We start from the raw sequence: 21,801 nt of genomic DNA, 5'->3' as shown, positions 1-21,801 counted from the left end.
CCCCTTATTCAGAGCGGAGCATATGCAGAACTGGGAGAAGCTTTATAGGGACAATTGTGGAAAACAGCGGCAGACTGTACTGGTACTTTTAGTGGTACAGTGGGGATTGCGATGAACAAAATCGATACCATCGTAAAGAGCCTTACCGACCGCATTGTTAATGATGACTTGAAGGTGGGCGAACGGCTTCCCTCTATCCGAGTGGCGGCGCAAGTCCACGCTGTGTCTAAGAACACTATAGTCGAGGCGTATGATAGGCTGGTCGCGCGCGGTCTTATAACAGCTCGACAAGGGGCCGGATTTACCGTCGCAAGCCAACATCAAACCTTGCGAGAGGACGAGGCGCCGCGTCATTTGATCGAAGCGGTTGACAGCATCTCGCTGCTGCGCGCGCAGCTTGACCAGAACTATGCAGTTCGGGTTGGCGATGGTCGCCCCCCCGCTTCGTGGATGGCTGGCATTCCTATGCGCCAATTACCGGATCAAGACAGCGACACATCGGGATACGGCTCTCACATGGGGTATCAGCCGCTCCGATCTTTAATTGCAGCGCATCACTATGCCGATGGTATTACGCTTGATGCCAACCAAATCGTCACGACATTTGGCGCGAACCACGGTTTGGACCTGATTGTGCGACGCTACCTGAAAGCTGGCGATACGGTCTTGGTTGATGACCCTGGGTACTACCCTTTGTTCGCAAAGCTGCGTCTCGCTCAAGTAAACTATATTGGGGTTCCGCGTGGTGCTGAGGGGCCGGATCTTGAACAGCTGCGCAACTTGGCTGAGCAGCATCGGCCCAAACTCTTTTTCACGCAATCCTTAGCTCAGAACCCGACGGGCACTTCAATGAGCCTAATGACAGCACATGGTGTTTTGAAGCTGGCTGAAGCTTTGGGGTTCATGGTTGTTGATGATGATCCTTTCATCGATCTACCAAACCCAAAAGGAGTAAGGCTTGCGGCGCTTGATGGCTTTGACCGGGTAATCTTTGTTGGTACATTTTCGAAGACCCTTTCTGCTTCATTCCGAACCGGCTATATCGCGGCCCCGCGCAGCATTGCCGAAGAACTCGCTGAGCTGAAAATGATCACGACCGTTAACTCTTCGCGGATGTCCGAGATGATCATTGCGGAAGCGATCCGGAGCCGGCGCTATGCCCGTCACCTCAACCGACTAGCAGGAAGATTGCAGGACGCTTTGGACAAGTTGCAAAGTGATTTGGCTGACCTGAACTTGCGGTGCAAGTTTGACCCAGGACAGGGCTATTACGCTTGGCTGGAATTGCCCGAGGGGGTGAGCGATACTGAACTCGCCCGCAAGGCCGCAACAGAGGATATTTTCCTAGCCCCCTCTACTTTCTTCTCAGCGCAGGAAAACAGTGGGAATGCCGGCATTAGGCTCAACATCACTCGCACTAGCGATCCTCGGTTTTTGCGCTTCTTAGCAAAGCAGATTGGTCAGTAGCCCCCAGAGTGCTCGAGGTAATATCCCAATGCCCTTCTTCTCTTCGCTGAAACGGCTTTTCTTCATGTCCTAAGACACTACCCACCCAACTCAGACTATAGGTTTCCTGCTCATCCACCAAGAACGCGCTATCAAGTATATAGTGTGACGCAAACGACGACTGCGGCGATCAGGCTGTATCCAATCATATGGAAAAGATCGGTTCTTGAGTGTTGTGTCATTTTTTGCTCCAATCCTGCTCTATGCTTATGCATTGTTGACCAGCAATGGGGCAATAAGTGGCCACCTATAAGACTTAAGTGTGGGCTTGGCCGATTTCTTTGTAGCTCATTGAGCCGGCAACTGAAGTCTGTGTTATCCTCGCAGCGGACGCAGCAGGGCTGAACTCTTTAGAATTATGTTCAAGAGAAGCCCAATGCTGACGCCAAGCCCTATCCCTGCCAAGTCTGCGAAGAAATCTGTGAGTTCGCCGGATCGTCCGATATAGGGTTGGATTACCTCAATCAGAGCACCGTAGGTGACAGCCGCAACCATAACTTGGAAGAGAGCCTTTGGATAGAAGGCAGCGCAAGGCAACGTTAGCGCCATGAATGCGATAATGTGATGGATTTTGTCGGTGCCCGGGATGGCTTGAGGTGTGTTTAAGGGCATCAACGTCAACGCCGCGATGCCAGCGGCCAGACCGGCAGTTAGCCAAATTGCAATCAATCGGCGCTGCTTAACACTCAGCGGCGTTGATTGAGGTTTGGGTCTGTCTCTCATCTTGGTGTTTTCAGCTCAAAATTTTGGAAAGCAAGGCGCATAGATACCCCACTGGCCTAAAGGCGACCGACATGGTGAATGTGCGCTGCGGGCGTGCCTACCATAGCTCAATAACACGAACGATCCCCGATCATTTGAGACGGCATAATACCGCAAGGTACCCGTTCCTCCCCTCCGAACAGCAGCCGTGCCTCAGGCCTCGCTTACATAAGAGTGAATTTAATGAATAATAAAATAACAATGATATTATATAGTTGCGAGCTTCGGTTGAAGCAGATTGAGAGGTGCCCTCCCCCAAGTTTGACGCGCCATCTGAACGTTGAGGACTCGTTATCGCTTAGATGGGACGGCTGTAGAAAATCTTCCGCCCACTCCTTAAGCGGCCCTTGCAGTCCTCTCGTGCTCTGTTTTGGGCCACTCAATAAGTTCAGGTTCTAAACGAGCTGGTATCTAACAGTACGATTGCTCATTTGAGCGGATATGGTGCCAAAGGATGGCTTTGCTTCAAGGGTGCCCAGCTTAACGCTGGCGCTCTTGCGCAGGTATCTAGCCTTTGCGTCTTTACGCATGGCCAAGCGGTACTTATAGGTAAGACTTACCCACTTAAAGCTCGAGGTCTGCCATGATCCGCACTGTTCTCATCAGCAAGTATATTCACATCCAAGGCCAATTTGTTCGGGCTTTGTCCTGCGGAAACATTGTGGTTTCCGTCGGAAATAAAGAGTTTGAAGGACGCCCCCTTTCGGCGCTGCCTAAGTCGTCCTCACATGAAATGCTTGCAGTCTCCTAACATGCCAATGTGAGCACAGGGCCGCATCTCACCAGTGGTGCGGTCATAGTGCATTGGTGGTTCTTTGCCGGGCGTTGAGCCGCAAGCAGAGAGAAGCAGGAAAGGTATCAAGATAAGTCGTTTCATGGGGGCAATCTCAGATTGATTGTGCGGCCATACAGCCGTCACTTAAGTTTATGGATCTAGCCCTTAGCGCCTTGGCCGCGGGCGTAAACGTCTTCGTAGCGGATGATATCGTCTTCACCCACATAACTTCCTGTCTGCACTTCAATGAGTACCATGGGAATCTTTCCGGGGTTTTCCATACGGTGGACCGTGCCGAGGGGAATGTAGACTGACTGGTTTTCGCTTACGAGCTGCACATCCTCTCCGATCGTAACTTTTGCGGTACCTTCGACAACGATCCAATGCTCAGAGCGATGATGATGGCTTTGCAGTGAGAGCGCCGCGCCTGGGTGCACTACAATACGTTTGACTTGAAAGCGCGATCCCGAGACCAAGCTTTCGAACCACCCCCATGGCCGATAGTCGCGAGGCAGAGTTTCGGCTTGTGCGGCGCCTTTCTTCTTGAGGGCCGCCACGGCCTCTTTAACATCCTGCGCACGATCTTTGTGGGCGACCAGCACTGCATCAGGCATGGCAACTGCGATGATATCTTGCAAGCCAATGCCGACAAGGTGCTGGCGTGGGTCTTCTGCACGCAGCAGTGTATCATGACAATCGATGGCCGTCGCAGAGTTGGAAGTTACCACTCCGGCTTCATCTGGCCCGGATTCGCGCCAGACAGCATCCCAGCCTCCTAAATCTGACCACGCCCCCGAGTAGGGCATAACACTGAGGTTATCTGCTTTTTCCATCACGGCATAATCGATGGAAATGTTGTCGACTTGGGCCCAGGCATCTGGCGCCAGCCGCGTAAAGCCTAGATCTTTCTCCGCCTCTTCCAGGGCGGTACGCACTTGCATCAACATCTCGGGCGCATGGGTTTCGAAAGCCGCAATGATCGCCTTTACGGAAAAGAGGAAGATACCCGCATTCCACAAATGCTGACCATCGGCGAGCATAGCCTCTGCAGTAGGTTTGTCTGGCTTTTCGACGAAGCGCTTTAATGGCTGAGGTGTAGCATCCAGCTCTTCTGCCAATGCACCATCGATCTCCAGCCAGCCATAGCCAGTCTCTGCGCGGTCAGGGTGTATACCGAAGGTGACCAGCTGACCTGCTTGTGCCGCAGGTGTAGCGGCTTGCACCGCGCTGCGGAATGCCTCCGCATCTGGGATAACATGGTCTGAGGGAGCGACAAGCATCAGTGCTTCTGGAGCGCGCTCTGCCAGACTCAAAGCTGCGGCCAGAATTGCCGGCGCAGTATTTTTGCCTTCTGGCTCGATTAAAATCTCCGCAGGGGAAATCTCCACTGCCGCAAGCTGCTCAGTTACCACAAAGCGGAAGTCTGATCCCGTTAATAGTACTGGCGGGGCAAATCCCTGCCCTATCATGCGTTCTGCCGAGCTTTGAAATAAGCTGTATGCCCCCATCAGCTTCGCAAACTGTTTTGGATAGCTTTTGCGGGACAGCGGCCAAAGCCGTGTGCCAGAACCGCCGCACAGCAGAATGGGGTGCACAATGTGGGTCATCTAGTTACCTCGTCAAACACTGCTAAGAGCAGTAGCAGCCTGACTCTTTAGAAGCCATAAGCCAAGCTAAGAGTGCCATCGATTTCACGTAAGTGGTACGCTGGTCACACGGGTTTGGCGTAACTGCCAAGGCAGCAGTTCGTATTGCTTCGTCACAGCCTTGACCGTCTCGCCGTCGATCAACACCTCCGACGGCCGTTTCGGCTTTCGTCCGCACGACGAGATCCATTCATCGCATAGAAATTTTGTTTTTTCTTAGGCGAAATCGGCTTATGCTTGCCAATATTAAGCGTTGAGATTTTACGAGTGAGTTTTCAAACCCAAGCTGTGCCTTTGACGCCGGTTCAAGAGGCTATGGTGGCTGCATCTTCAAAGCGGCCATGGTTATATCTTGAGCAGATTGTCTGCCATCTGGATCATGAGTGCTTAAGCCCCGGTATCCTTGCAGCTGCTTTCCAGAAGCTTGTCGAACAGTCTCCTATTCCCCGTTTGGAGATACAATCAAATGGAGCAGCACGTTCAACGCAGCGTATCGCGGTGTCTCATGATGTGGCCGTGGAAACGCTTGATTGGGCTCATGTTTCCCCCAATGAGATACGCCAACAGTTTCGAGCATTTCTAAAAGCTGACCGCGCTAAAGGTTGCCCGCTCGACGCAGCCCCTTCCTTTCGGCTCACTCTAATACGGACTGGGCCGACTTCAAGTATCTTGGTTTGGTCTTTTCCACACGCTTTGCTCGACGGACGCAGCTTCGCTCCTTTACTGGCTCAAGCCTTTATCAACTATGAGGCCATAGAGGCTGGGCGCCCTTCGCCTGTTACGCCCGAGGTTGCAGACAGCATCTTCCTACAGCACTGCACTGCAGTAGAGGCTCTAAACTACACATCGGGAGAAACCTATTTTGCCCAAACCCTTGAGAGCTGGGAGGGTGACACCGGACTCATTGCTCCTCGCCAAGAACCAAGTCGTAAAGAGACACTGACGCAGCAGCTAAGCATGCGCGAAACGAAAGCCCTGGTTTCTTTGGCAAATGCTACGGATGTGACTCTTAGCACAGTGGTTTCAGCAGCTTGGGGCAGTCTCACTCGTTGCGGTGTCGGTCAGCAGCTTCATTACATTTGAAGTAGCTCAGAAACTTCTTGCGGCAGGCCGCGATGTTCAGGCTCTAATATTCCTCGATGCTAGCGGACCTGATGGGCGCATCCGTAAAGGCCGCCTCGGACATAGATGGGTACATTTCAAAAATCTTCTCAAACAGGGCAAACCCTATCTCGACAAGCTTAAGCAAGAACGGCGCGGCGAAAGGCTCCATGCAGAAGAGATGGCCCGGCTAAAAGAATCTGGCCCAGAAGTAGCCCCTGCATGCGATGAAGCGCGTTCTGTTGCCCAGTTTGCGCCAGCATCGTGACCGGCGAAGAGCGCATTTTTGAGACGCTGGCGTGGCTTTGTGCGAGCCAAAGCGCGATGGCATCAATGATGGATCCTAAGCGTTGCTGTCATGCAGCCCCTAGGTGTTCTCAATCGTCCATGTCAAAGAGAGTGGCAGGTGGTGCGTTGTGTAATGCGGTTAACATTCCTGAAAGGCGGGCACCCGTGCGGGTGTAGGATCGTGCGGCACACCATTCAGCGCTTCGTCTTAGTACGTCCTCGATCACGCTGTTCGACGCGCCATGAGAGCCTGAACGTAAGCCCTCGAGCCAACCTTCTATTCCTTTTGCCATGTCGGTGACGGAACAACCGGGCAAGGTCAGAGTGATGTCTGCGACATCTGAGAAGATCTCTAGAGGTGTGACCGCCACTGGACGACCGCTTGCCAATCCATAGCGCACTGCACCTGAGGCTGACTCTGCGCTTGATTGATAGGGGAATACAATAAGGTCACAGTCTTGCAAGGCTGCCATGGCCACTGCATCGCTTGTGAATTCTGTATTGATCTGAACGACGTCCTCTATCTGGTGATAGGCTACGCGATCTTGTGCGAGTTCAATTTCCGCGCGTGAGACTGGCTGAGGGTATTCAGCATTGATCATACGCAATACGACATCATGGCCCTGTCTGCGCAGCAGAGCGACGGCATCGATCAGGTCAACCAAACCCTTTCCAGGCAAAAAGAACCCATAGCTTCCCAGAACAATTGGACCCTTACGGGGTGGCAAAGCTTTACTTTCTGTGGGGGCTAGGATCCCATGGGGAACCAGGGTTACGTTATCTGTAATTCCCATGTCTCGAAGTCGAGACATATCCGCCAATGTATGTACCACGAGGCGATCACAGCTTTGAAGCGATGGAGCGATTTGACGTAATTGGCGATCTGCAGGTGCGCGCGCATCATTGGTGCCATGTAGCATCATCACCACTCGGCGACCGGCCGCGTGCTGCTCAGTCAGAAAGGTGCCTAACTGAGACATATCAAAAAACGCGTAGTTAAATTGTACGACCAGAACATCGAGGTTTGTTGCGTCAATTTGTGCCGTAAGGCGGCTCAAATCCCCCTGCCCTTCACGCCAACATCGCACTATTGGACGCGGTAAGCTCTCATCTTGCTGGGGGGTGTCGTCACTATCAGAAGCTAAGACGACAATATCGTCATTGGGCATGTGATCAATCAGATGCTCGGAATACGTCGCAATTCCACAGCGGGTGTTGAACGTGCTGATCCAGCCAATGCGGGGAGGTGTTGTGGGGGTGGCGGCAGCATGTCTAACAGCTGCAATGCTACGTTGTGCAACAGCATCCCAAGTAAACTGGCTTAGCAACCAATCGCGCGCTGCCTTTTGTTCCGCGGCGGTCGGCAAGGCCATCTCGGTTGCTTCGTTGAGAGCATTAACGAGATCGTTGAGATCTGGCTCTGCCCACAGGCTGTTCCCGGCCCCTAAGTGACTATCTGCTTGCACTAGATCATAATCGACAAAGCGCAGGAGTGGGCATCCTTCAAAGACTGTTTGGCCGCTCCAGCCGGTGGTGATTACTCTGCATCCGGACATCAAGGCCTCTGCAACGGGCAGACCAAAGCCCTCTGCGCGGCTCGGCAACACAGCAACATGGGCCAAGGCCATAAGCGCAAAGAGCTCGGAGGCTGACATGTCGTCTGAGATCAGATGAACTTGTGATAGGCCCGGCTCCTTCGCAATCTGTGATGCAATATCGTTATGTAGGTTCTCAAAGGTCTTGATGATCAGGGCCACATCATCCCGATGCCCGAAGGCTTTTGACCAAGCTTTAAGGAGAGCATCAGCGCCTTTGCGTGGGAAGCAAGAGGAGACATGAAGGAAGACCCGTTCGGCGCGTTTAATTCGCTGAGGTAAAATAGGCGTAGGCTTAGGATCTAGATCAAGCGCCAAGTGATCTACACCATTCCCAACGATATATGCTGGTACCCGTACACCGTTATCAATCATCACCCTCTGCACATGTGGCGAGGTTACAGTCATGAACCGCAAATGTTTGTTGAAGTGCTCGACGTACTCTACGGGGAGCCCTGTTTCTTCCCACGCGTAACAATGCAGGCCGCCGATAATCGGGGTTTTCTCGGAGCCTTTAGGCAGATCTTTAACGCGAGGAGGGTACATATTGCGAGTGACGATCCTCGCATCCTCGGAGCGTCCAAACATCTTTGCGAGATCGGGTTCGGCTTCAAGAAACTTTGGATCTGGCTCAAAGGTGCCCGGCCCTTCGGCCGAGATCAAAGCCACCTTTTGCCCGGCTCTATCCAATGCCCGCGCAAGCTCCCGATTGACCAAAGCTAAGGAGTAGGAGCTATCGAAAGGGCCTTCTAATTGCCAACTGAGTGGGCCTTGAGGAAGGACAACAGGTGCCATCAGGGGTGCAGAAACCGGACGGGGTTTCAATCGCACTGGACGCAGGCGTTTGGGCTTTTTGATCCAATCAGCAAGGCTGCGCAGCTTGCGGGACCTTTGCATGAACTTGGTCTTTTTGAGGCGGTGCAGAAGGGCAATGTCGGCTTGCATTGCGTTTGTTTGGTTCCGCAGTTGGAGCAACTGATCATTCAATATCCTGATCTGCTGTTGCTGTGCGGCATCGAACGCTCCTGCAAGGTCTTCACTGGAAGTTCCAATATCCAAAGAAAACGCTCGCCCAAGAGCTTGTTCTGCGGCCTCGTTCCCCGGCTTTTGACCGATCACAGCGTAATCAGGAGAAGCGCCATAAAGCACACCCTTCAAACCTGGTGTGCCACGGTCTTTCGGCCCATTGAGTCTGAAACGCCCGACAGGATTAAACCCATGGTAGCCGAAGAGGAACTTCAGAACCTCAGGCGGGATGGGGCTTTGATGCGTTGCGTCATTGTAAAACGTCAGAGTTGCTACGCCAATGGCTTCTGGGTTGGGGGTTTCAATGATCAAAATACCGCCTGGAGCGAGCGCTCGCACGGCTCCCTCTAAAAGAGTAAGTAGCATATCTTGAGGAATGTGTTCCGCGAGATGAAATGCCGATATAACGGATTGGCTATTATCGGGTAGTGCGGATAGGCTTTCGAGCGCGTCGGCACAGGTGACGTCGAGACCGAGGTCGCGCGCCTCTAGTAACATCCCCTCATCAAGATCAACGCCTCGTGCTGCAAATCCCCAGCGTCCCAAAGTTTCCAGCCATTCGCCGCGCCCACAACCCATATCGAAGGTTGCCAGTGGCATCTCGGAAATGCCCCGTAACGGCTGCACAAAGGGGGCATAAAAGCCTAAGCGCGTGATGATCTCTTCCCGTGATCCTCGAAAGGCCGCTTCAAAATCACGGTAGAAAAGGTCCCTGTTCATGCTTGCCCTCAACTCTGGCTTTACTGTGCCCCCATCCGGACAAGGGGGCTTAGGCGCTGCTTGCTAAGAAGCAGGCAGTCTGCCAATAGAACCACCATTCTATCCTAGACATGGCATTTTCACATATGACAAAGATAATTGTCGATGTAACTGAACTGCGTAACTATATTTCTAAACACGCGCAACTGAGCGGCATCCAACGGGTTATGGTGATGCTCATAGAGGCGCTCGCAGCTCACTATCCTAAGGATAAGCTTTGGCTGGGATATTGCGGGGATGATGCGAGCGACTATCGCATGTTACCCTATTCCTTCTTGGCCCCGCAGGGGGCCGCAGACTTAGAAAAACTCGCTCACGTGCTTGATGCCGCTCCGAGGAGTGCGCCTCGGCCGTCATTGGAAGGCTACGCGAAAAAGCCTGCCAAACGCATTATTCATACGGTTTTGCGCGATCTTAATGCCAAAATAGGGAATGAAGATCACTTCCGTAAACGGAACCTGACAATAGAAGAATGGCGGGCTTCAAATCCGAGCCATGCGCGTCACAAGCCAATTTTTGAAACCCAAGCGGCTTCAAAGGTATGTGAGCCGGGTGACTGGGTGGTCCTTTTGGATGCAGGCTGGCTTGATCCAAGCTGGAATGTTGCGAAAAATTGGCGCGACGACTTGCGTGAGAAGGGCGTCAAAATTGCCTTAATGGTACATGATCTGATCCAGATGCAAAATCCTGAGTACATCTCAGGCACCGATCCGATGCGGTTTTATAAGTGGCTTTTGAGTACTTTACAAAGTACAGATCTGTACCTGGCCAACTCACAGGCGACTGCAAAAGATCTGCATGTATTCTTGGCCAGCCACGAAGCCGAGCGGGACGTCGCTGTTCTGCCGTTGGCGCAAGAGGCCCTGCCCCGAGTATCTGCTCCCCGAGTGCATACGAAGACGGATATACCTGCGCCCTATGCTGCCTTGGCTACCAGTTGGGACCTGAATGAAAACATTCGCGCTTTGCTCAAATGGCCCTTCGTTCTTTGCGTGGGCACGATGGAGGCACGTAAAAATCTTTGGGCGCTAGCACAGGTATGGGACCAACTGCGCGCTGAGCCAGGTGTTCAGCTCCCCAAATTGGTTTTCGCGGGCCGTAAAGGCTGGCTCAACGCCGATTTTGAGGCATTCATGCAAGCTACGGGTCGTTTGGGGGGGTGGATCGAAATTTGCGAGAGCCCTACCGATCAAGAGCTGGATTTCCTTTATCGTCACTGCTTGTTCACGGCCACACCTAGTTTCTACGAGGGGTGGGGGCTGCCGATCGGTGAAGGGCTCAGCTACGGCAAAACCGGGGTCGTCTCGCAAACGTCCTCAATGCCAGAAGTGGGCGGTAATCTGGTGGAATATTTTGATCCACATGACCTCTCGTCCATCAAAGCGGCTTGCCTCAAACTCATTTCGGATTCAGAGCACCGTGGTCTTTTGGAGGCAAAGATTGCCAAGGCGACCATGAGAAGCTGGGACGATGTGGGCCGCGACCTTCTGAAGCTGGTTGCTTAACGCAACACGAGGACAGTTACCGGCTGCAGAGGGAGTTCAAGGCGTCTTTGTCGCTATTCCAAGAGCCTAATTGACCTGCACCCCATTGGTCCCTCGCTCATAACGAGAGTTTGCAGGTTTGTTTTTGATAGTTGGGGGTTCCGGATTGGGCAAGCGCGGTGGGCGCTGAGCCCTCAAATTGCTCAAGCGCCTGCCGCGCTTGCTTTGGCGTCTGGTTTCCGAGCGATGAGTGTGGCCTGACGGTGTTGTAGTCGTAGCGCCAGAGGGCCAGCTTCCGCCGCGCATCATCCAAACTGTCGAAGATCTCCTCATTCAGCAGTTCGTCGCGCAGGCTGCCGTTGAATGACTCGATGAAGGCGTTCTGCTGTGGCCTGCCGGGATCGATGTAATGCCATGGAATGGCGTTCTGGTCGGCCCATCGCAGGACTGCCCGACTGGTGAACTCGGTCCCGTAGCACGTCGGGAAGAAGGGCTGCGGACAGGTTATGGCCACGCGCGCAGCCTCCAAATTGCGCAGCGGGTGGCCATAACCGGGTCTCAGGTCTCAACAGTGGTTTTGCATAACCACACTGCTGAGGAGACCGGCTATGACCGCCACCCATTCTACTGCTTCGACCGTGCTGGTCGCCATCGACATTTCAAAACACCGGCACGAAGTGCTTATTGGCATTCCCGGCAAGAAACGCCGTCGCCGCATAACGATTACGAACACGCTGGAAGATTTTCAGCGCTTGGCCATCTCTCTCGCCAGCTATGAACTGCCGGTACGGATCGGGTTTGAGGCGACCGGCAATTATCACCGTGCTTTGGCTCATCATCTCGGCCAGGCCGGTTTCGACCTGAAGCTTGTCTCTTCCGTTGGCTTGGCCCGAACGCGCGAGGCTCTGCACAACAGATGGGACAAGAATGATCCCAAGGACGCCCAGGTCATTCTGCACATGATGGAGATCGGGGCCGTACAGTTCTTCCATGATCCGCTCGTGACCGGGACCGCGGACATCCAGGAGCTCTCCAAAACCCACGAGATCGTTTCGCGCTCGAAGACCGAGCTGTGGCACCGCATCCTGACGCATTACCTACCGCTGTACTTTCCCGAGGCCGAGCGATTTCACCGAAGCTCGCGGACCGATTGGTTCCTGGCGTTCCTCGAGAAGTATCCATCGCCACATATGATCACGGTCATGAGCCAGGAGGCTTTCATAGCTGATGCTTGGGAGGTCGTTGGCCGCAAGGTTTCCAAAGAGCGCCTGCTTTCAGATATTTACGCCACTGCGATCAGTTCAGTCGGACTGCCAGTGCATTCCGACTCCGATGCCATCCGCATGTTCCGCATGGTACTGGCCGAAGGTCGCAGCCTGATCCGACAGCGGGATGTGATTGAGGCACGGGCCGTCGAGTTGCTGTCGAATCTGCCCGACTATCAGCTGCTGACGACCATTCCCGGGATCGGCCCGATCAACGCCATGACCATCCTGGCCGAGGCCGGTGACCTGCGTCGGTTTCGCCATCACCGGCAGTTCCTGAAGTTCTGCGGAATGGACCTCGCCACAATGCAGTCCGGCATGTTCCGTGGCCAAAGCCGCATCTCGAAGTATGGCAATGCCCGATTGCGGCGCACGCTCTGGATGGCCGGCCAAACCGCCGTTCTCAAGCGAACCAACAGCTTCCGGGACAAGTTCGAACGCTACATCTCGAAGGACCGACACAACGCCCATCTGCGCCGCAAGGCCTACACCGCGATCGCGGCCAAGATGGCGCGCACCGTACACGCCGTGGTCAAACATGGCGCACCCTATCGCCCCTTCTTCGAGGGGGTGAGCCCAGGCGGAAGGACCTCTCTCTGATGAGCCGTGGAGGCAGATTGCTGACCTCGTAGATAATGTTCGGGCCTTCTGCTTGGGATTTGGGATCTCGTATTAAGGACGGTGAGGGCCGCCAGCGCGCGTACCCTGTGTTTGCTATGGAAGAGATCATTTCTTGACGGCAGAGCCCGTCTGGGCAAACGTAACAGGGCATCCGGTGCTCCGGATGTCCCATGACCTGCTGACCTAAGCAGCCAGATTTTCCCAACATAGGACGTTGTCGCTGACAATACAAGCGGGCTTTCCGTAGATCCGCACCAGCGCGTCCAGTTCCCGAGCGACACGCGCGCCGGAGATGCTGGTGTCTGCAATTAGGCCCAAGTTCTCGCGGCTGCAGTCGTCGATCACCGCCAGGATACGGAACTTCCGTGAAGCCCCGAAGCTGTCGGAGAGAAAGTCCAGCGACCACCGTGCATTGGGGCGCACCGCCTGCGGCATAGGAGTGCGTGTGCCTTGGGCCCGCTTGCGACCGCGGCGTCGTTTCACTGAAAGCCCTTCCTCCCGGTAGAGCCGATAAAGTTTCTTGTGGTTCATGACCATACCTTTGCGTTCGAGCAGAACGCCGATCCGGCGGTAGCCGAACCGACGCCGCTTGCCGGCAATCTCCTGCATCTCCTTGCGTATCTCAGCGCAGTCCGGCGGGCGTTCACGCCGGACTGTCTTTGGGTCGACACCAACAAGCCTGCAGGCACGACGCTGCGAGATTTCATGGTCCCGCATCGCTTTAAGCGCTGCCTCCCGCCGCTTGCTTGATGTCGTCAGTTCTTTCCCAGCAGATCTTTCAGCACGACATTGTCGAGCATCGTATCGGCCAGCAGCCGCTTGAGCTTGGCATTCTCATTTTCAAGGGACTTCAGCCGGGCAGCTTCGGAAACATCCATGCCCCCGTATTTGGCTTTCAGCTTATAAAATGTGGAGGGGCTAAGGCCATGGCGACGACACACTTCGACTGTCGGCATGCCTGCCTCTTGCTCCTTAATCATCCCAATAATCTGCGCCTCGGTAAAACGGCTCTTTCGCATATGTTTGCTCCTTCGTGGTTGAGCAAACTCTACAATAAAGTGAGGGATCTCGCGGGGGGCAGGTCATAATGACTATGTGACATTGGCCAGCGCTCCGACTGGCGAGTAGCAGTTGAGGGATACACTTTACCCCTACTCTCTTATAGAGAGCGCGTACTTGTCAGAGAACGCGATTTTTATGCCCATGATCAGGTTATCCAAAATGTTCCGGAAGAATGGCCGACGTCCTTTATTCACAGATCAGGATAAGAAGAATATCGCATGGTTCTGGCATGAATACTTCAAGCAGAAGGCACCTTGGCTTGGCCTCGTAATGGGGATGATCCTGATACAAGGGGTGGCTTATCAGCAGTTTATCCGACTAACCGAGGATGGCTTGCGGGTCATCTTCGACAATGGTTCGGTTGGAGGTCTGGTTGGTGTTTGCGCCATGGTTATGGGGATTTTCTCCATACGAGCGCTCATGTCATATACGGTACCCCGTTTGTCGACTTGGCTGGCGAGCGACGCAGTCTACAAGGTGCGTCGTGATCTGATTGATCACATGATGACCCTTGATTTGGCATACTTTGAGCGCACCAAATCTGGTGAGATCATTCTGCGCTTGGTCAATCAGGCCCAGGATCTCAGTGGCTTTATCGGGCAAACCACAGTGAATGCTGCACGCGATGCCGTTACGGTGGTTATCGTCTCAGGCTATCTGACTTGGAAGAACCCTTTGCTGTTTCTTTTGGTCATTCTTGTCATGCCAACGGTGACCATTCTTGTCCGACACATCTCTCATGGCGTTAAAGAGGTGCAGGCCAGCGCAGAGAATGCCATGGGCGATTACATGTCTGGCATCGAAGAGATGAGCAATGGCATGCGCACGGTCAAAATTTCTAATCAAGAGCCCGTGGAGCAGATGCGTCTTAACCGGGCCACGACAGAAATCAGGCGCCTGACAATTCGTCTACAGGCAGTGCAAGCATTGATGAGCCCTTCGGTCGATATCTTGGCTGCCATAATTTATGTTCTGATCATCGGGGTTGGGGGCTACATGGCGCTCAACCCTGGCTTTGATATGGATGGGGCCTCAATTATTGCCTTCATGGTCGGTATGGCGCTGATATTCGACCCTGCGCGCCGCATGACCACCTTCTTTGTTAGCCTGCAGGCAAGCTTAATCATCTTAGATAGCCTGCAATCGCTTTATCGTGAGCGTCCGACCATCACGAATGCGCCTAACGCCAAAGAAGATTTTGACCCTCATGCGGATATCGTTCTGGAAGATGTGTTCTTCTCCTACAAAGAAGATCAGCCTCTTTTCGAAGGGGTGAACATGACGTTTGAGGGGGGGAAGATTACAGCGATCGTCGGCGCCACAGGGTCGGGCAAAACCACCGTACTAAGCTTGATTGCACGGCTCTATGACGTCAGCAAAGGGGCGGTTAAAATTGGCGAAGATCGCGTCGACCAACTACGTATCGACAAGTTGCGGCAATCGTTTTCTGTCGTTGCACAGGATATCGTAATCTTCAACAACTCGATCTATGAAAATATTCGTTATGTGCGTCCCGAAGCAAGCGAGGCTGAAATCTGGCGGGCTGCTGAGCTGGTAGGGATCGATACATTGATGCGAAGCCGCGGAGACGCTCCTCTAGGACCGAAAGGTTCACAGCTTTCTGGTGGCCAGAAGCAACGTATTGCCCTCGCGCGCGCTTTTCTGCGCTCCGCACCCATCTTGCTGCTAGATGAAGCCACTTCAGCTCTCGATCAGCGCACCGAAGAAAAGGTGCGCGGCGCTATCGATACTTTGGCTGTAGATAAGACAACCATCATTGTTGCGCACCGGCTCTCTACCGTCACGCATGCGGACATGATCTATGTGCTAGATGAGGGGGCGGTTGTAGAAAAAGGGTCGCATAGTGAGCTGATGGCGCTTGATGGACTTTACGCAGCCATGTTCACCGCTCAACGCAACAGTTATGGCTGAGGTCGCCCCTAGAGGCTTCACATACCTCAGTAGAGCCCGACTTCAACTATACATGAAAATAGTATTTAGATCACAAAGGCGAACAGTGGTGGCCCCGACTTACTTCTTCGACGTTTCTGACATCTTAAGTTATGTGCGCACGGAGTCTTCTATTTCGGGGATCCAGCGGGTGTCTCTCGAATTGATTAAGCGGTTCTCGGCGCAGTCAGGGCCCGCGAATGTCATGATCTCGTTCTGGACGCTTGATGACCGGTACATCGCTCTGCCAGCTTCCTACATTACAGATATGCCTGAGTTCGATACTGATCGGCTTAGCCATATGTTCTTTGGCTCTAAGGCGCGCCGCATGGAGCAGACAGCCCCGACCCTTGGACGGTATCGTTTGCGGCCCCTAAAGTATTGTATTTACTCAATTGTTCGACACTTTAGGGCGGCGATCGGCGATGAGGCTCATTTCGTTAACAAAGGGAGCTCAATTGCCGAATGGAAAAGCTATCATGCGAGCAAGCACAAGCGTGAGGTTGCTCCCTTCCCACCAAAGCCAAAAGGGCAGTTGGTGCGTGATCTGGCAAAGCCTGGTGACCGGGTGGTTATTTTGGGGGCCGTCTTCGGTCTAAGTAAGCTGGCGAAAGAACTAGAACGCCTAAAAAACGACAAGCAGATTGATATTACCATCTTTGTGCACGATCTCATTCCTATTCTCGCTAAAGAGCATTTGAACGGGGGCTTCTCCCATAAGTTCGACAATTGGCTGAGAAACTCCACAAACTACTGCAGCAGCTACCTAGCCAATTCATGCCATACCTCCAAAGACCTTTTGAGCTATTTAGAAGAGGAAGGCACCCCGCGGCCGGTTAAAGTGGTGCCTCTAGCCCAGCAGTTCCATCGGCCCGATGCGGGCGACAGAGGTGCCTGCAGCGAACAGGTTAATCAAATACTTGATCATCCCTATGTATTAGTTGTCGGTACCTTGGAAGACCGCAAGAACCTGCTGAGATTGGCCCTATCTTGGGAGCATCTGTGCGCTGATGAAGACATTGCCACACCAAAGTTGGTCTTTGCAGGAAAGCAAAACTGGCAAAGTCCGGATTTCACTGATTTCATGAGGCAAACGAAAAGCCTCAATGGCATGATCGAGATTGTCAACCGGCCATCTGATGTAGAGCTTGCAGCGCTCTATAGTAACTGCCTCTTCACCGTCATGGTTAGTCTTTACGAGGGGTGGGGGCTCCCTATTGGGGAGAGCCTTTCTATGGGAAAAACTGCAGTTGTGGCGAGGTCTACTTCGATGCCTGAAGTGGGCGGAAACCTAGTAGAGTATTGTGACCCTCTGGACGTGGAGAGTATTACTGCGGCCTGCAAGATGTTAATTGATGATGCAGCCCACCGTAAGGCTCTTGAGGAGCGGATCGCGCAAGCAAGCCTTCGGACATGGGATGATGTCGCTGAAGAATTTATGCAGGCACTCTGATAACATCGGGCTCTATCGCGACCGTTGGCAACATTTAAGCTTGCTGTGGAGGGCTAGCTTCCGTCTCAGAATTTCTTTGGTTTAACAACGCCCGAGAACGCTATTCGCCCAAGAAGGTACGCCACGCTCGCTTATGGCGTTTATGCCATGCGGTTTGGGATCGAGGTCTGTCGCCGAAGATACAAGCCTCAACGGGTTGCGGCAGTAGCGATCTATGCAGATCCAAAGGTTTTTGTTCGCATGCTGGTGAACATGCTCCCACGCAAGGTCGCCAAGAAAAATCTCACCGCCATACTTTTGGTAAGCTTCTATATAGGCGGTTAAGCGAGGAGAAGGTGTGTCATCGAAAACGACCAATCGGGGGATATACCCTGAGGCGGGGTATTGTTTTACTTTCTCTAGGTCATCAGCCGCATCCCAGCAATCAAGAGAGATATCGGTGGCGCGCCCCTTAACTTGATAAGCATATGGTTGCTGGACGTACTTTGGCGTGACTTTGCTCTCGGTCGACAATATGCCAATTGTACCAGCCAAAGGTTGATGGCTTTGCTGAAGTGCAAGCGTCACTATAGATGACTGCAACTTATGTACTTCCTGCTGCACCGGGTCTGAAAAGGCTCTAGCGTCGTCATTTCGTGTGTTTGCTGCTCCTTGAAGCGCTGCCAGATTGATCTTGAATTGCCGCACTGCGTGTAAGCAGAACAAGAGGTCGTAATAGTCGTCGAATGTGGCTTTTGCTTCTGCGTTGAGCGTAACCCAGTTCCAACCATCTACTGGCTTAGAGAACCATGCGGCTGGAAGTTCTGGAAGGGTGAGATGACTGCGTGCGCTGTCAGGTAGATGCTTTAATTTACGAGGCGCTAAGAATTCCGCTTCCATCAGAGCAATCAAGCGGACAAAGGTGACTCGGGCCTTGTCCCGCATTGCTTTCGCATCTGCAGTCTCATGAGGAGAGGCCAACTTGTTTTGGTAATGCGCTGTCATAAAGCTCTTTAATCCAATAAGGGCCATCACATAGCCACAAAAAACCGTTCAGTTCAGGATAATGCCAAAGACGACATCTATAGTCGAACGATCAAAAGTATAGGAAAGCAATCGCGGCGAAGATCGGTGACCGGTAATCCCCCCTAAAATTAGAGGTGTTCAAAAGTAGAATTTTCTCGGCAGGATATCTGAGGAGGTTTACGATGAAGAACGGACGATTTAGCGACGCGCAAATCATGGCAGTGTTGAAGCAGGCGGAGGGCGGTGTGCCGGTCTCTGAGCTGTGCCGCGAGCACGGAATGAGCAGCGCGAGTTTTTACAAATGGCGGGCCAAGTTTGGCGGCATGGATGCGTCCTTGATTTCCGAGATGAAGGATATGGCGGAAGAGAACCGTCGTCTGAAGCGCATGTATGCCGAGATGAGCATGCAAAACGACTTGCTGAAGGAAGCGCTTGGAAAAAAGCGTTAAGGCCGTCTCATCGGCGAGAGATGGCCATGAATGCAGTTGCGCAATATGGGGTCAGCATAGCTCTGGCCTGCCGTGCGTTCGAGATCAGCGAGACCTGCTACAGATACAGCCCTGTGCTGAGCGATGAGAACGAAGAGATCGCAGATTGGCTTGAACGCTTGACGGCTAACAAGCGGACCTGGGGCTTCGGCCTGTGCTTTTTGTATCTGCGCAACGTGCAGGGCTATGGCTGGAACCATAAACGAGTCTACCGGAACTACTGTGAGCTGGCGTTGAGCCTGCGTATCAAGCCGAAGAAACGCTTGAAGCGGGACAAACCAGAACCACTGGCTGTGCCTGAAAGACCAAATAAAACTTGGTCCATGGACTTCATGGCGGATCAGTTGGCGGATGGCCGGTCGATCAGGACGTTAAACGTCTTGGATGACTTCAATCGTGAAGGACTGGCTATGGAGGTCGACTTCTCGCTGCCTGCTGAACGTGTCGTGCGTGCGCTGAACCAGATCATTGAGTGGCGCGGAAAGCCCCAAGCTATTCGTGTGGACAACGGCCCAGAATACGTCAGCGGGAAGCTCATGGAATGGGCTGAGAAACGCAATGCGCGGCTCGAATATATCCAGCCCGGTAAGCCCCAACAGAATGCCTATATCGAGCGCTACAACCGCACCGTTCGTGGCGAATGGCTGGGGCAATACATCTTCGAAACCATCGAGGAGGCACAAGACCAAGCAACACAATGGCTCTGGACTTACAACAACGAGCGACCCAACATGGGCATCGGCGGGATGACACCCGCCATGAAACTGAAAACGGCTGCGTGAATTCTACGGCTGGACCCCATTAAAAATGGGGAGATTACCGAAGCGCTTCATGCTGCGCGCTTTGTGGCGTGCGCTGCCTACCAGCCCTGAAGGCCTAGGATTGTAAATCCCCGCGTGAAAAGGCACTCTATCGGCCACAAGAGACTATGCATGTAACCTGATGTCTTTCCCCTAAGTTCCGGGTTTGTTCAGAATTGTCGAAGAGGCACTTTATGAAGCTTTCATTAGGCGCGATTGGGATTGGCTTAAGTATCCTGGTGATGCTTCAGTTCATGGTTTTCCATGAGCAAACCGGAGAAGAGCTTACCCAGACAAGCTCTTTCGGCATTACTTTTGCCGTCCTAGTGTTTGGCGCCGGAGCCCTTACCTTCAAGCTCCCCCGCCTTGGGGGGGTTATTTTCGTGGTTGCTGCCTTCTTGGCCTTTTCTATCTCAAATGACTTTCCCGATATGGCTTTCTGGGGGTCAGCTTCTCTTGTCTTGGGTACGCTCTCCGGATTATTTGGTTGGAAGGAGTACGATTTGGCAGATAACGCCGAAAGTGGCTGAGGGTCTGCCTCTGGTTTGTTTGCAGGCAGACGTGAATATACTGCTTTGGGCTGACCCCCTCAAGATATGTGAAACTAGCGCACGACCAGCACTGATATATCGGCATGCGAAGCAAAGTAGCCGGCGTTGGACGAGAATATATGTTCGGCAAATCCAGGCGTGTGGCTTGCCATAACGACAAGATCGGCTCCAATAGATTTCGCGGCGCGCGTTAAGACATTATTGAGATCAACCGAAGGGTCGTGGCTGATCTCACTATGTGCCTCGAAAGCTATGTCGTAAATCTCGGAGCTTTTAGATGCGAAAGCCGTCAGTTTATCGGTAAAACTTTCGGGCGTACGTGCAACTTGGCTGGGCGCCGTTTGCCCTCCCCCCAGAATATGGGCTTCCGCACCATAAAGTTTTCCGACATCAGCAGCGACCTGAAGCGCCTTCCCCATTTGGTCAACATGACGCAAATCAATGGGGATCATGATTTTTGTGTACATAGGGTTCTCCAATTCTGGGAGGAAAGCAGCGGCTGCTTTCAGCCTCTAGGTTCTTGGCGGCACCTCGTCTTGGTGGGTGCTTAGCGAGAAAACAACACTGGAAAGTCAGCGCTCCGCAGCAACTCGCGGGTGGCCGCTCCGATGACGAGATCGTATGTTCGTGAATGCCCGAAGGCGCCGACCGCAATCATATCTGCCTCTCTTTCAAACGCTTCTTTGTTCAATGCAGCCGCCACACCGGGACGCTCCCAGAAGCGCTTGACCAAAGTGGTCTTAATCCCATGTCGAGCAAAGGCAGCAGCGAGGTCGCTTGATGTTACATCGCGGCTAACGTCCTGATGATGTTCATTGACCCGCACAATATGGACGCTATCACCTGCGCTGAGTAAGGCACGGGCATCATGCGCAGCTCGCACTGCCTCGCGTGTACCGTTCCAACCAATCAAAATGTCTTGCCCAAGCGTGTCAGCCTTGAAGTCTTTAGGCACCACAAGGACTGGCCTCCCCGCATCCCGGATTACCGCTTCTAAAAGACGGGCATGCCCATTGTTCTGTGCGTCGGAATCTACAGCCGGCATCACCACAAGGTCTGCACATTGCGCACTTTCAACGATCCGCTCTGAGGCAGTCTCTGACTGGCTTTTGACGAGACGCCACTCGGAGGCGAAATCTTCAGTGTGAAGATGGGTCTCGAACAAGGTCTTCAGCTCGGCCGATTGTTCTTTTTGGGACTGACCATATGCTGCAAACACGCTGTCTGGGACATGCATGGCAATGCCAGGATAGACCACCAAAGCTTCTATTGTATGCAACCCGATGACATGGGCATTATGTTGGCGGGCCAGCAAAGCTGAGGCACGCAATACCGCTTCAGCGGTTTGCGTATCGGTAAGGCAGGTCAGAATTGTCTTGATTGACATAATACGCCTCCTGTTGGCACATCCCGTGCGTCTATGCTCAGCTTAGCAAGGGACAACAGGCTGGGGTTTGACGTAGATCAAATCAAGAGAGAGCTCCTGACATACGTACCGCGCTTCAATGCGGCGGACCCTGTGTTGTTGGGGGAACTCTCCCTAACAGGTTCGTTAACTTAAAAAGTTCAAGTGGTAGCTGGTTAGGAGTCAAGGCGATGAGGCAAGCTTTGTCCGTATGCCACAAATTAGCCCAAAATTATGGTAAGGTTTTTACGGTAAACAC

14 protein-coding genes and 2 pseudogenes are annotated in these 21,801 nt (G+C 53.1%); 8 read left to right on the top strand and 8 right to left on the bottom strand.

Features of this window, described 5'->3' with window-relative positions:
- Nucleotides 1–111: 111 nt before the first annotated feature.
- Entirely contained in the window at nt 112–1,467 is a 1,356-nt protein-coding gene (locus ACSQ16_RS00640) for a PLP-dependent aminotransferase family protein (protein WP_435988370.1), read from the top strand.
- 354 nt (nt 1,468–1,821) lie between these two features.
- Here the strand turns inward: ACSQ16_RS00640 and ACSQ16_RS00635 are convergent, their stop codons facing one another.
- Both ACSQ16_RS00635 and ACSQ16_RS00630 read right to left on the bottom strand, forming a co-directional pair.
- Nucleotides 1,822–2,229: a VanZ family protein gene (locus tag ACSQ16_RS00635; protein WP_243267776.1), complete on the bottom strand. Its 408-nt coding sequence runs from the start codon at nt 2,227–2,229 to the stop codon at nt 1,822–1,824.
- Nucleotides 2,230–3,201: 972 nt separating this feature from the next.
- On the bottom strand, nt 3,202–4,650 hold the full coding sequence (locus tag ACSQ16_RS00630) for a mannose-1-phosphate guanylyltransferase/mannose-6-phosphate isomerase (protein WP_243263490.1): 1,449 nt from the start codon (nt 4,648–4,650) through the stop codon (nt 3,202–3,204).
- 306 nt (nt 4,651–4,956) lie between these two features.
- On the opposite strand from ACSQ16_RS00630, the gene ACSQ16_RS00625 reads away from it, so the two are divergent.
- Complete coding sequence (locus tag ACSQ16_RS00625; protein ID WP_435988369.1) at nt 4,957–5,772, top strand: condensation domain-containing protein; 816 nt, start codon at nt 4,957–4,959, stop codon at nt 5,770–5,772.
- 395 nt (nt 5,773–6,167) lie between these two features.
- Here ACSQ16_RS00625 and ACSQ16_RS00620 read toward each other — a convergent pair whose 3' ends face one another.
- Nucleotides 6,168–9,419, bottom strand: a complete 3,252-nt coding sequence (locus tag ACSQ16_RS00620; protein ID WP_435988368.1) for a glycosyltransferase — start codon at nt 9,417–9,419, stop codon at nt 6,168–6,170.
- A 125-nt stretch (nt 9,420–9,544) separates the two neighbouring features.
- Between ACSQ16_RS00620 and ACSQ16_RS00615 the strand changes: the two genes are divergently transcribed.
- Nucleotides 9,545–10,963, top strand: coding sequence for a glycosyltransferase family 4 protein (locus ACSQ16_RS00615; RefSeq protein WP_435988367.1), 1,419 nt, complete (start codon nt 9,545–9,547; stop codon nt 10,961–10,963).
- Between the two features lie 97 nt (nt 10,964–11,060).
- Here the strand turns inward: ACSQ16_RS00615 and ACSQ16_RS00610 are convergent.
- Nucleotides 11,061–11,414, bottom strand: a pseudogene (locus tag ACSQ16_RS00610) (integrase core domain-containing protein); the annotation flags it as partial.
- A 136-nt stretch (nt 11,415–11,550) separates the two neighbouring features.
- Between ACSQ16_RS00610 and ACSQ16_RS00605 the strand changes: the two are divergent.
- On the top strand, nt 11,551–12,807 hold the full coding sequence (locus ACSQ16_RS00605; protein WP_435988366.1) for an IS110 family transposase: 1,257 nt from the start codon (nt 11,551–11,553) through the stop codon (nt 12,805–12,807).
- Between the two features lie 234 nt (nt 12,808–13,041).
- Here the strand turns inward: ACSQ16_RS00605 and ACSQ16_RS00600 are convergent.
- A pseudogene (locus ACSQ16_RS00600) lies at nt 13,042–13,847 on the bottom strand (IS3 family transposase); the annotation flags it as partial.
- Nucleotides 13,848–14,049: 202 nt separating this feature from the next.
- Here ACSQ16_RS00600 and ACSQ16_RS00595 point away from each other — a divergent pair.
- Nucleotides 14,050–15,822: an ABC transporter ATP-binding protein gene (locus ACSQ16_RS00595; protein WP_435988365.1), complete on the top strand. Its 1,773-nt coding sequence runs from the start codon at nt 14,050–14,052 to the stop codon at nt 15,820–15,822.
- Between the two features lie 88 nt (nt 15,823–15,910).
- Nucleotides 15,911–17,293 (top strand): glycosyltransferase family 4 protein, encoded by a 1,383-nt coding sequence (locus tag ACSQ16_RS00590; RefSeq protein ID WP_435988364.1) that lies wholly within the window; start codon nt 15,911–15,913, stop codon nt 17,291–17,293.
- Between the two features lie 81 nt (nt 17,294–17,374).
- On the opposite strand, the gene ACSQ16_RS00585 is transcribed toward ACSQ16_RS00590, so the two are convergent.
- A complete protein-coding gene (locus ACSQ16_RS00585; protein ID WP_435988363.1) occupies nt 17,375–18,277 on the bottom strand; it encodes a hypothetical protein in 903 nt (300 codons plus the stop codon).
- A gap of 203 nt (nt 18,278–18,480) precedes the next feature.
- On the opposite strand from ACSQ16_RS00585, the gene ACSQ16_RS00580 reads away from it, so the two are divergent.
- Together ACSQ16_RS00580 and ACSQ16_RS00575 are read left to right on the top strand one after the other, a co-directional pair.
- A protein-coding gene (locus ACSQ16_RS00580) for an IS3 family transposase (protein WP_435988362.1) occupies nt 18,481–19,568 on the top strand; the annotation gives its coding sequence in 2 pieces (ribosomal slippage) (nt 18,481–18,742 and nt 18,742–19,568; 1,089 coding nt in all).
- A gap of 212 nt (nt 19,569–19,780) precedes the next feature.
- A complete protein-coding gene (locus ACSQ16_RS00575; protein ID WP_435988361.1) occupies nt 19,781–20,116 on the top strand; it encodes a hypothetical protein in 336 nt (111 codons plus the stop codon).
- A 74-nt stretch (nt 20,117–20,190) separates the two neighbouring features.
- Here ACSQ16_RS00575 and ACSQ16_RS00570 read toward each other — a convergent pair whose 3' ends face one another.
- Both ACSQ16_RS00570 and ACSQ16_RS00565 read right to left on the bottom strand, forming a co-directional pair.
- On the bottom strand, nt 20,191–20,604 hold the full coding sequence (locus tag ACSQ16_RS00570; RefSeq protein ID WP_435988360.1) for a universal stress protein: 414 nt from the start codon (nt 20,602–20,604) through the stop codon (nt 20,191–20,193).
- 80 nt (nt 20,605–20,684) lie between these two features.
- On the bottom strand, nt 20,685–21,524 hold the full coding sequence (locus ACSQ16_RS00565; RefSeq protein WP_435988359.1) for a universal stress protein: 840 nt from the start codon (nt 21,522–21,524) through the stop codon (nt 20,685–20,687).
- Between the last annotated feature and the right edge of the window lie 277 nt (nt 21,525–21,801).

The sequence above is a fragment of the Sulfitobacter sp. SH24 genome (assembly GCF_965641895.1).
Taxonomy (GTDB): domain Bacteria; phylum Pseudomonadota; class Alphaproteobacteria; order Rhodobacterales; family Rhodobacteraceae; genus Sulfitobacter; species Sulfitobacter dubius.
Note: the sequence above shows the minus strand (reverse complement) of the source record. Positions and strands in the feature narration are given on the sequence as shown.

Coding starts and splice junctions, on each gene's coding strand:
- ACSQ16_RS00640 (WP_435988370.1), top strand. CDS start 112: ATGAACAAAATCGATACCATCGTAAAGAGCCTTACCGACCGCATTGTT.
- ACSQ16_RS00635 (WP_243267776.1), bottom strand. CDS start 2,229: ATGAGAGACAGACCCAAACCTCAATCAACGCCGCTGAGTGTTAAGCAG.
- ACSQ16_RS00630 (WP_243263490.1), bottom strand. CDS start 4,650: ATGACCCACATTGTGCACCCCATTCTGCTGTGCGGCGGTTCTGGCACA.
- ACSQ16_RS00620 (WP_435988368.1), bottom strand. CDS start 9,419: ATGAACAGGGACCTTTTCTACCGTGATTTTGAAGCGGCCTTTCGAGGA.
- ACSQ16_RS00615 (WP_435988367.1), top strand. CDS start 9,545: ATGACAAAGATAATTGTCGATGTAACTGAACTGCGTAACTATATTTCT.
- ACSQ16_RS00605 (WP_435988366.1), top strand. CDS start 11,551: ATGACCGCCACCCATTCTACTGCTTCGACCGTGCTGGTCGCCATCGAC.
- ACSQ16_RS00595 (WP_435988365.1), top strand. CDS start 14,050: ATGTTCCGGAAGAATGGCCGACGTCCTTTATTCACAGATCAGGATAAG.
- ACSQ16_RS00585 (WP_435988363.1), bottom strand. CDS start 18,277: ATGACAGCGCATTACCAAAACAAGTTGGCCTCTCCTCATGAGACTGCA.
- ACSQ16_RS00575 (WP_435988361.1), top strand. CDS start 19,781: ATGAAGCTTTCATTAGGCGCGATTGGGATTGGCTTAAGTATCCTGGTG.
- ACSQ16_RS00570 (WP_435988360.1), bottom strand. CDS start 20,604: ATGTACACAAAAATCATGATCCCCATTGATTTGCGTCATGTTGACCAA.
- ACSQ16_RS00565 (WP_435988359.1), bottom strand. CDS start 21,524: ATGTCAATCAAGACAATTCTGACCTGCCTTACCGATACGCAAACCGCT.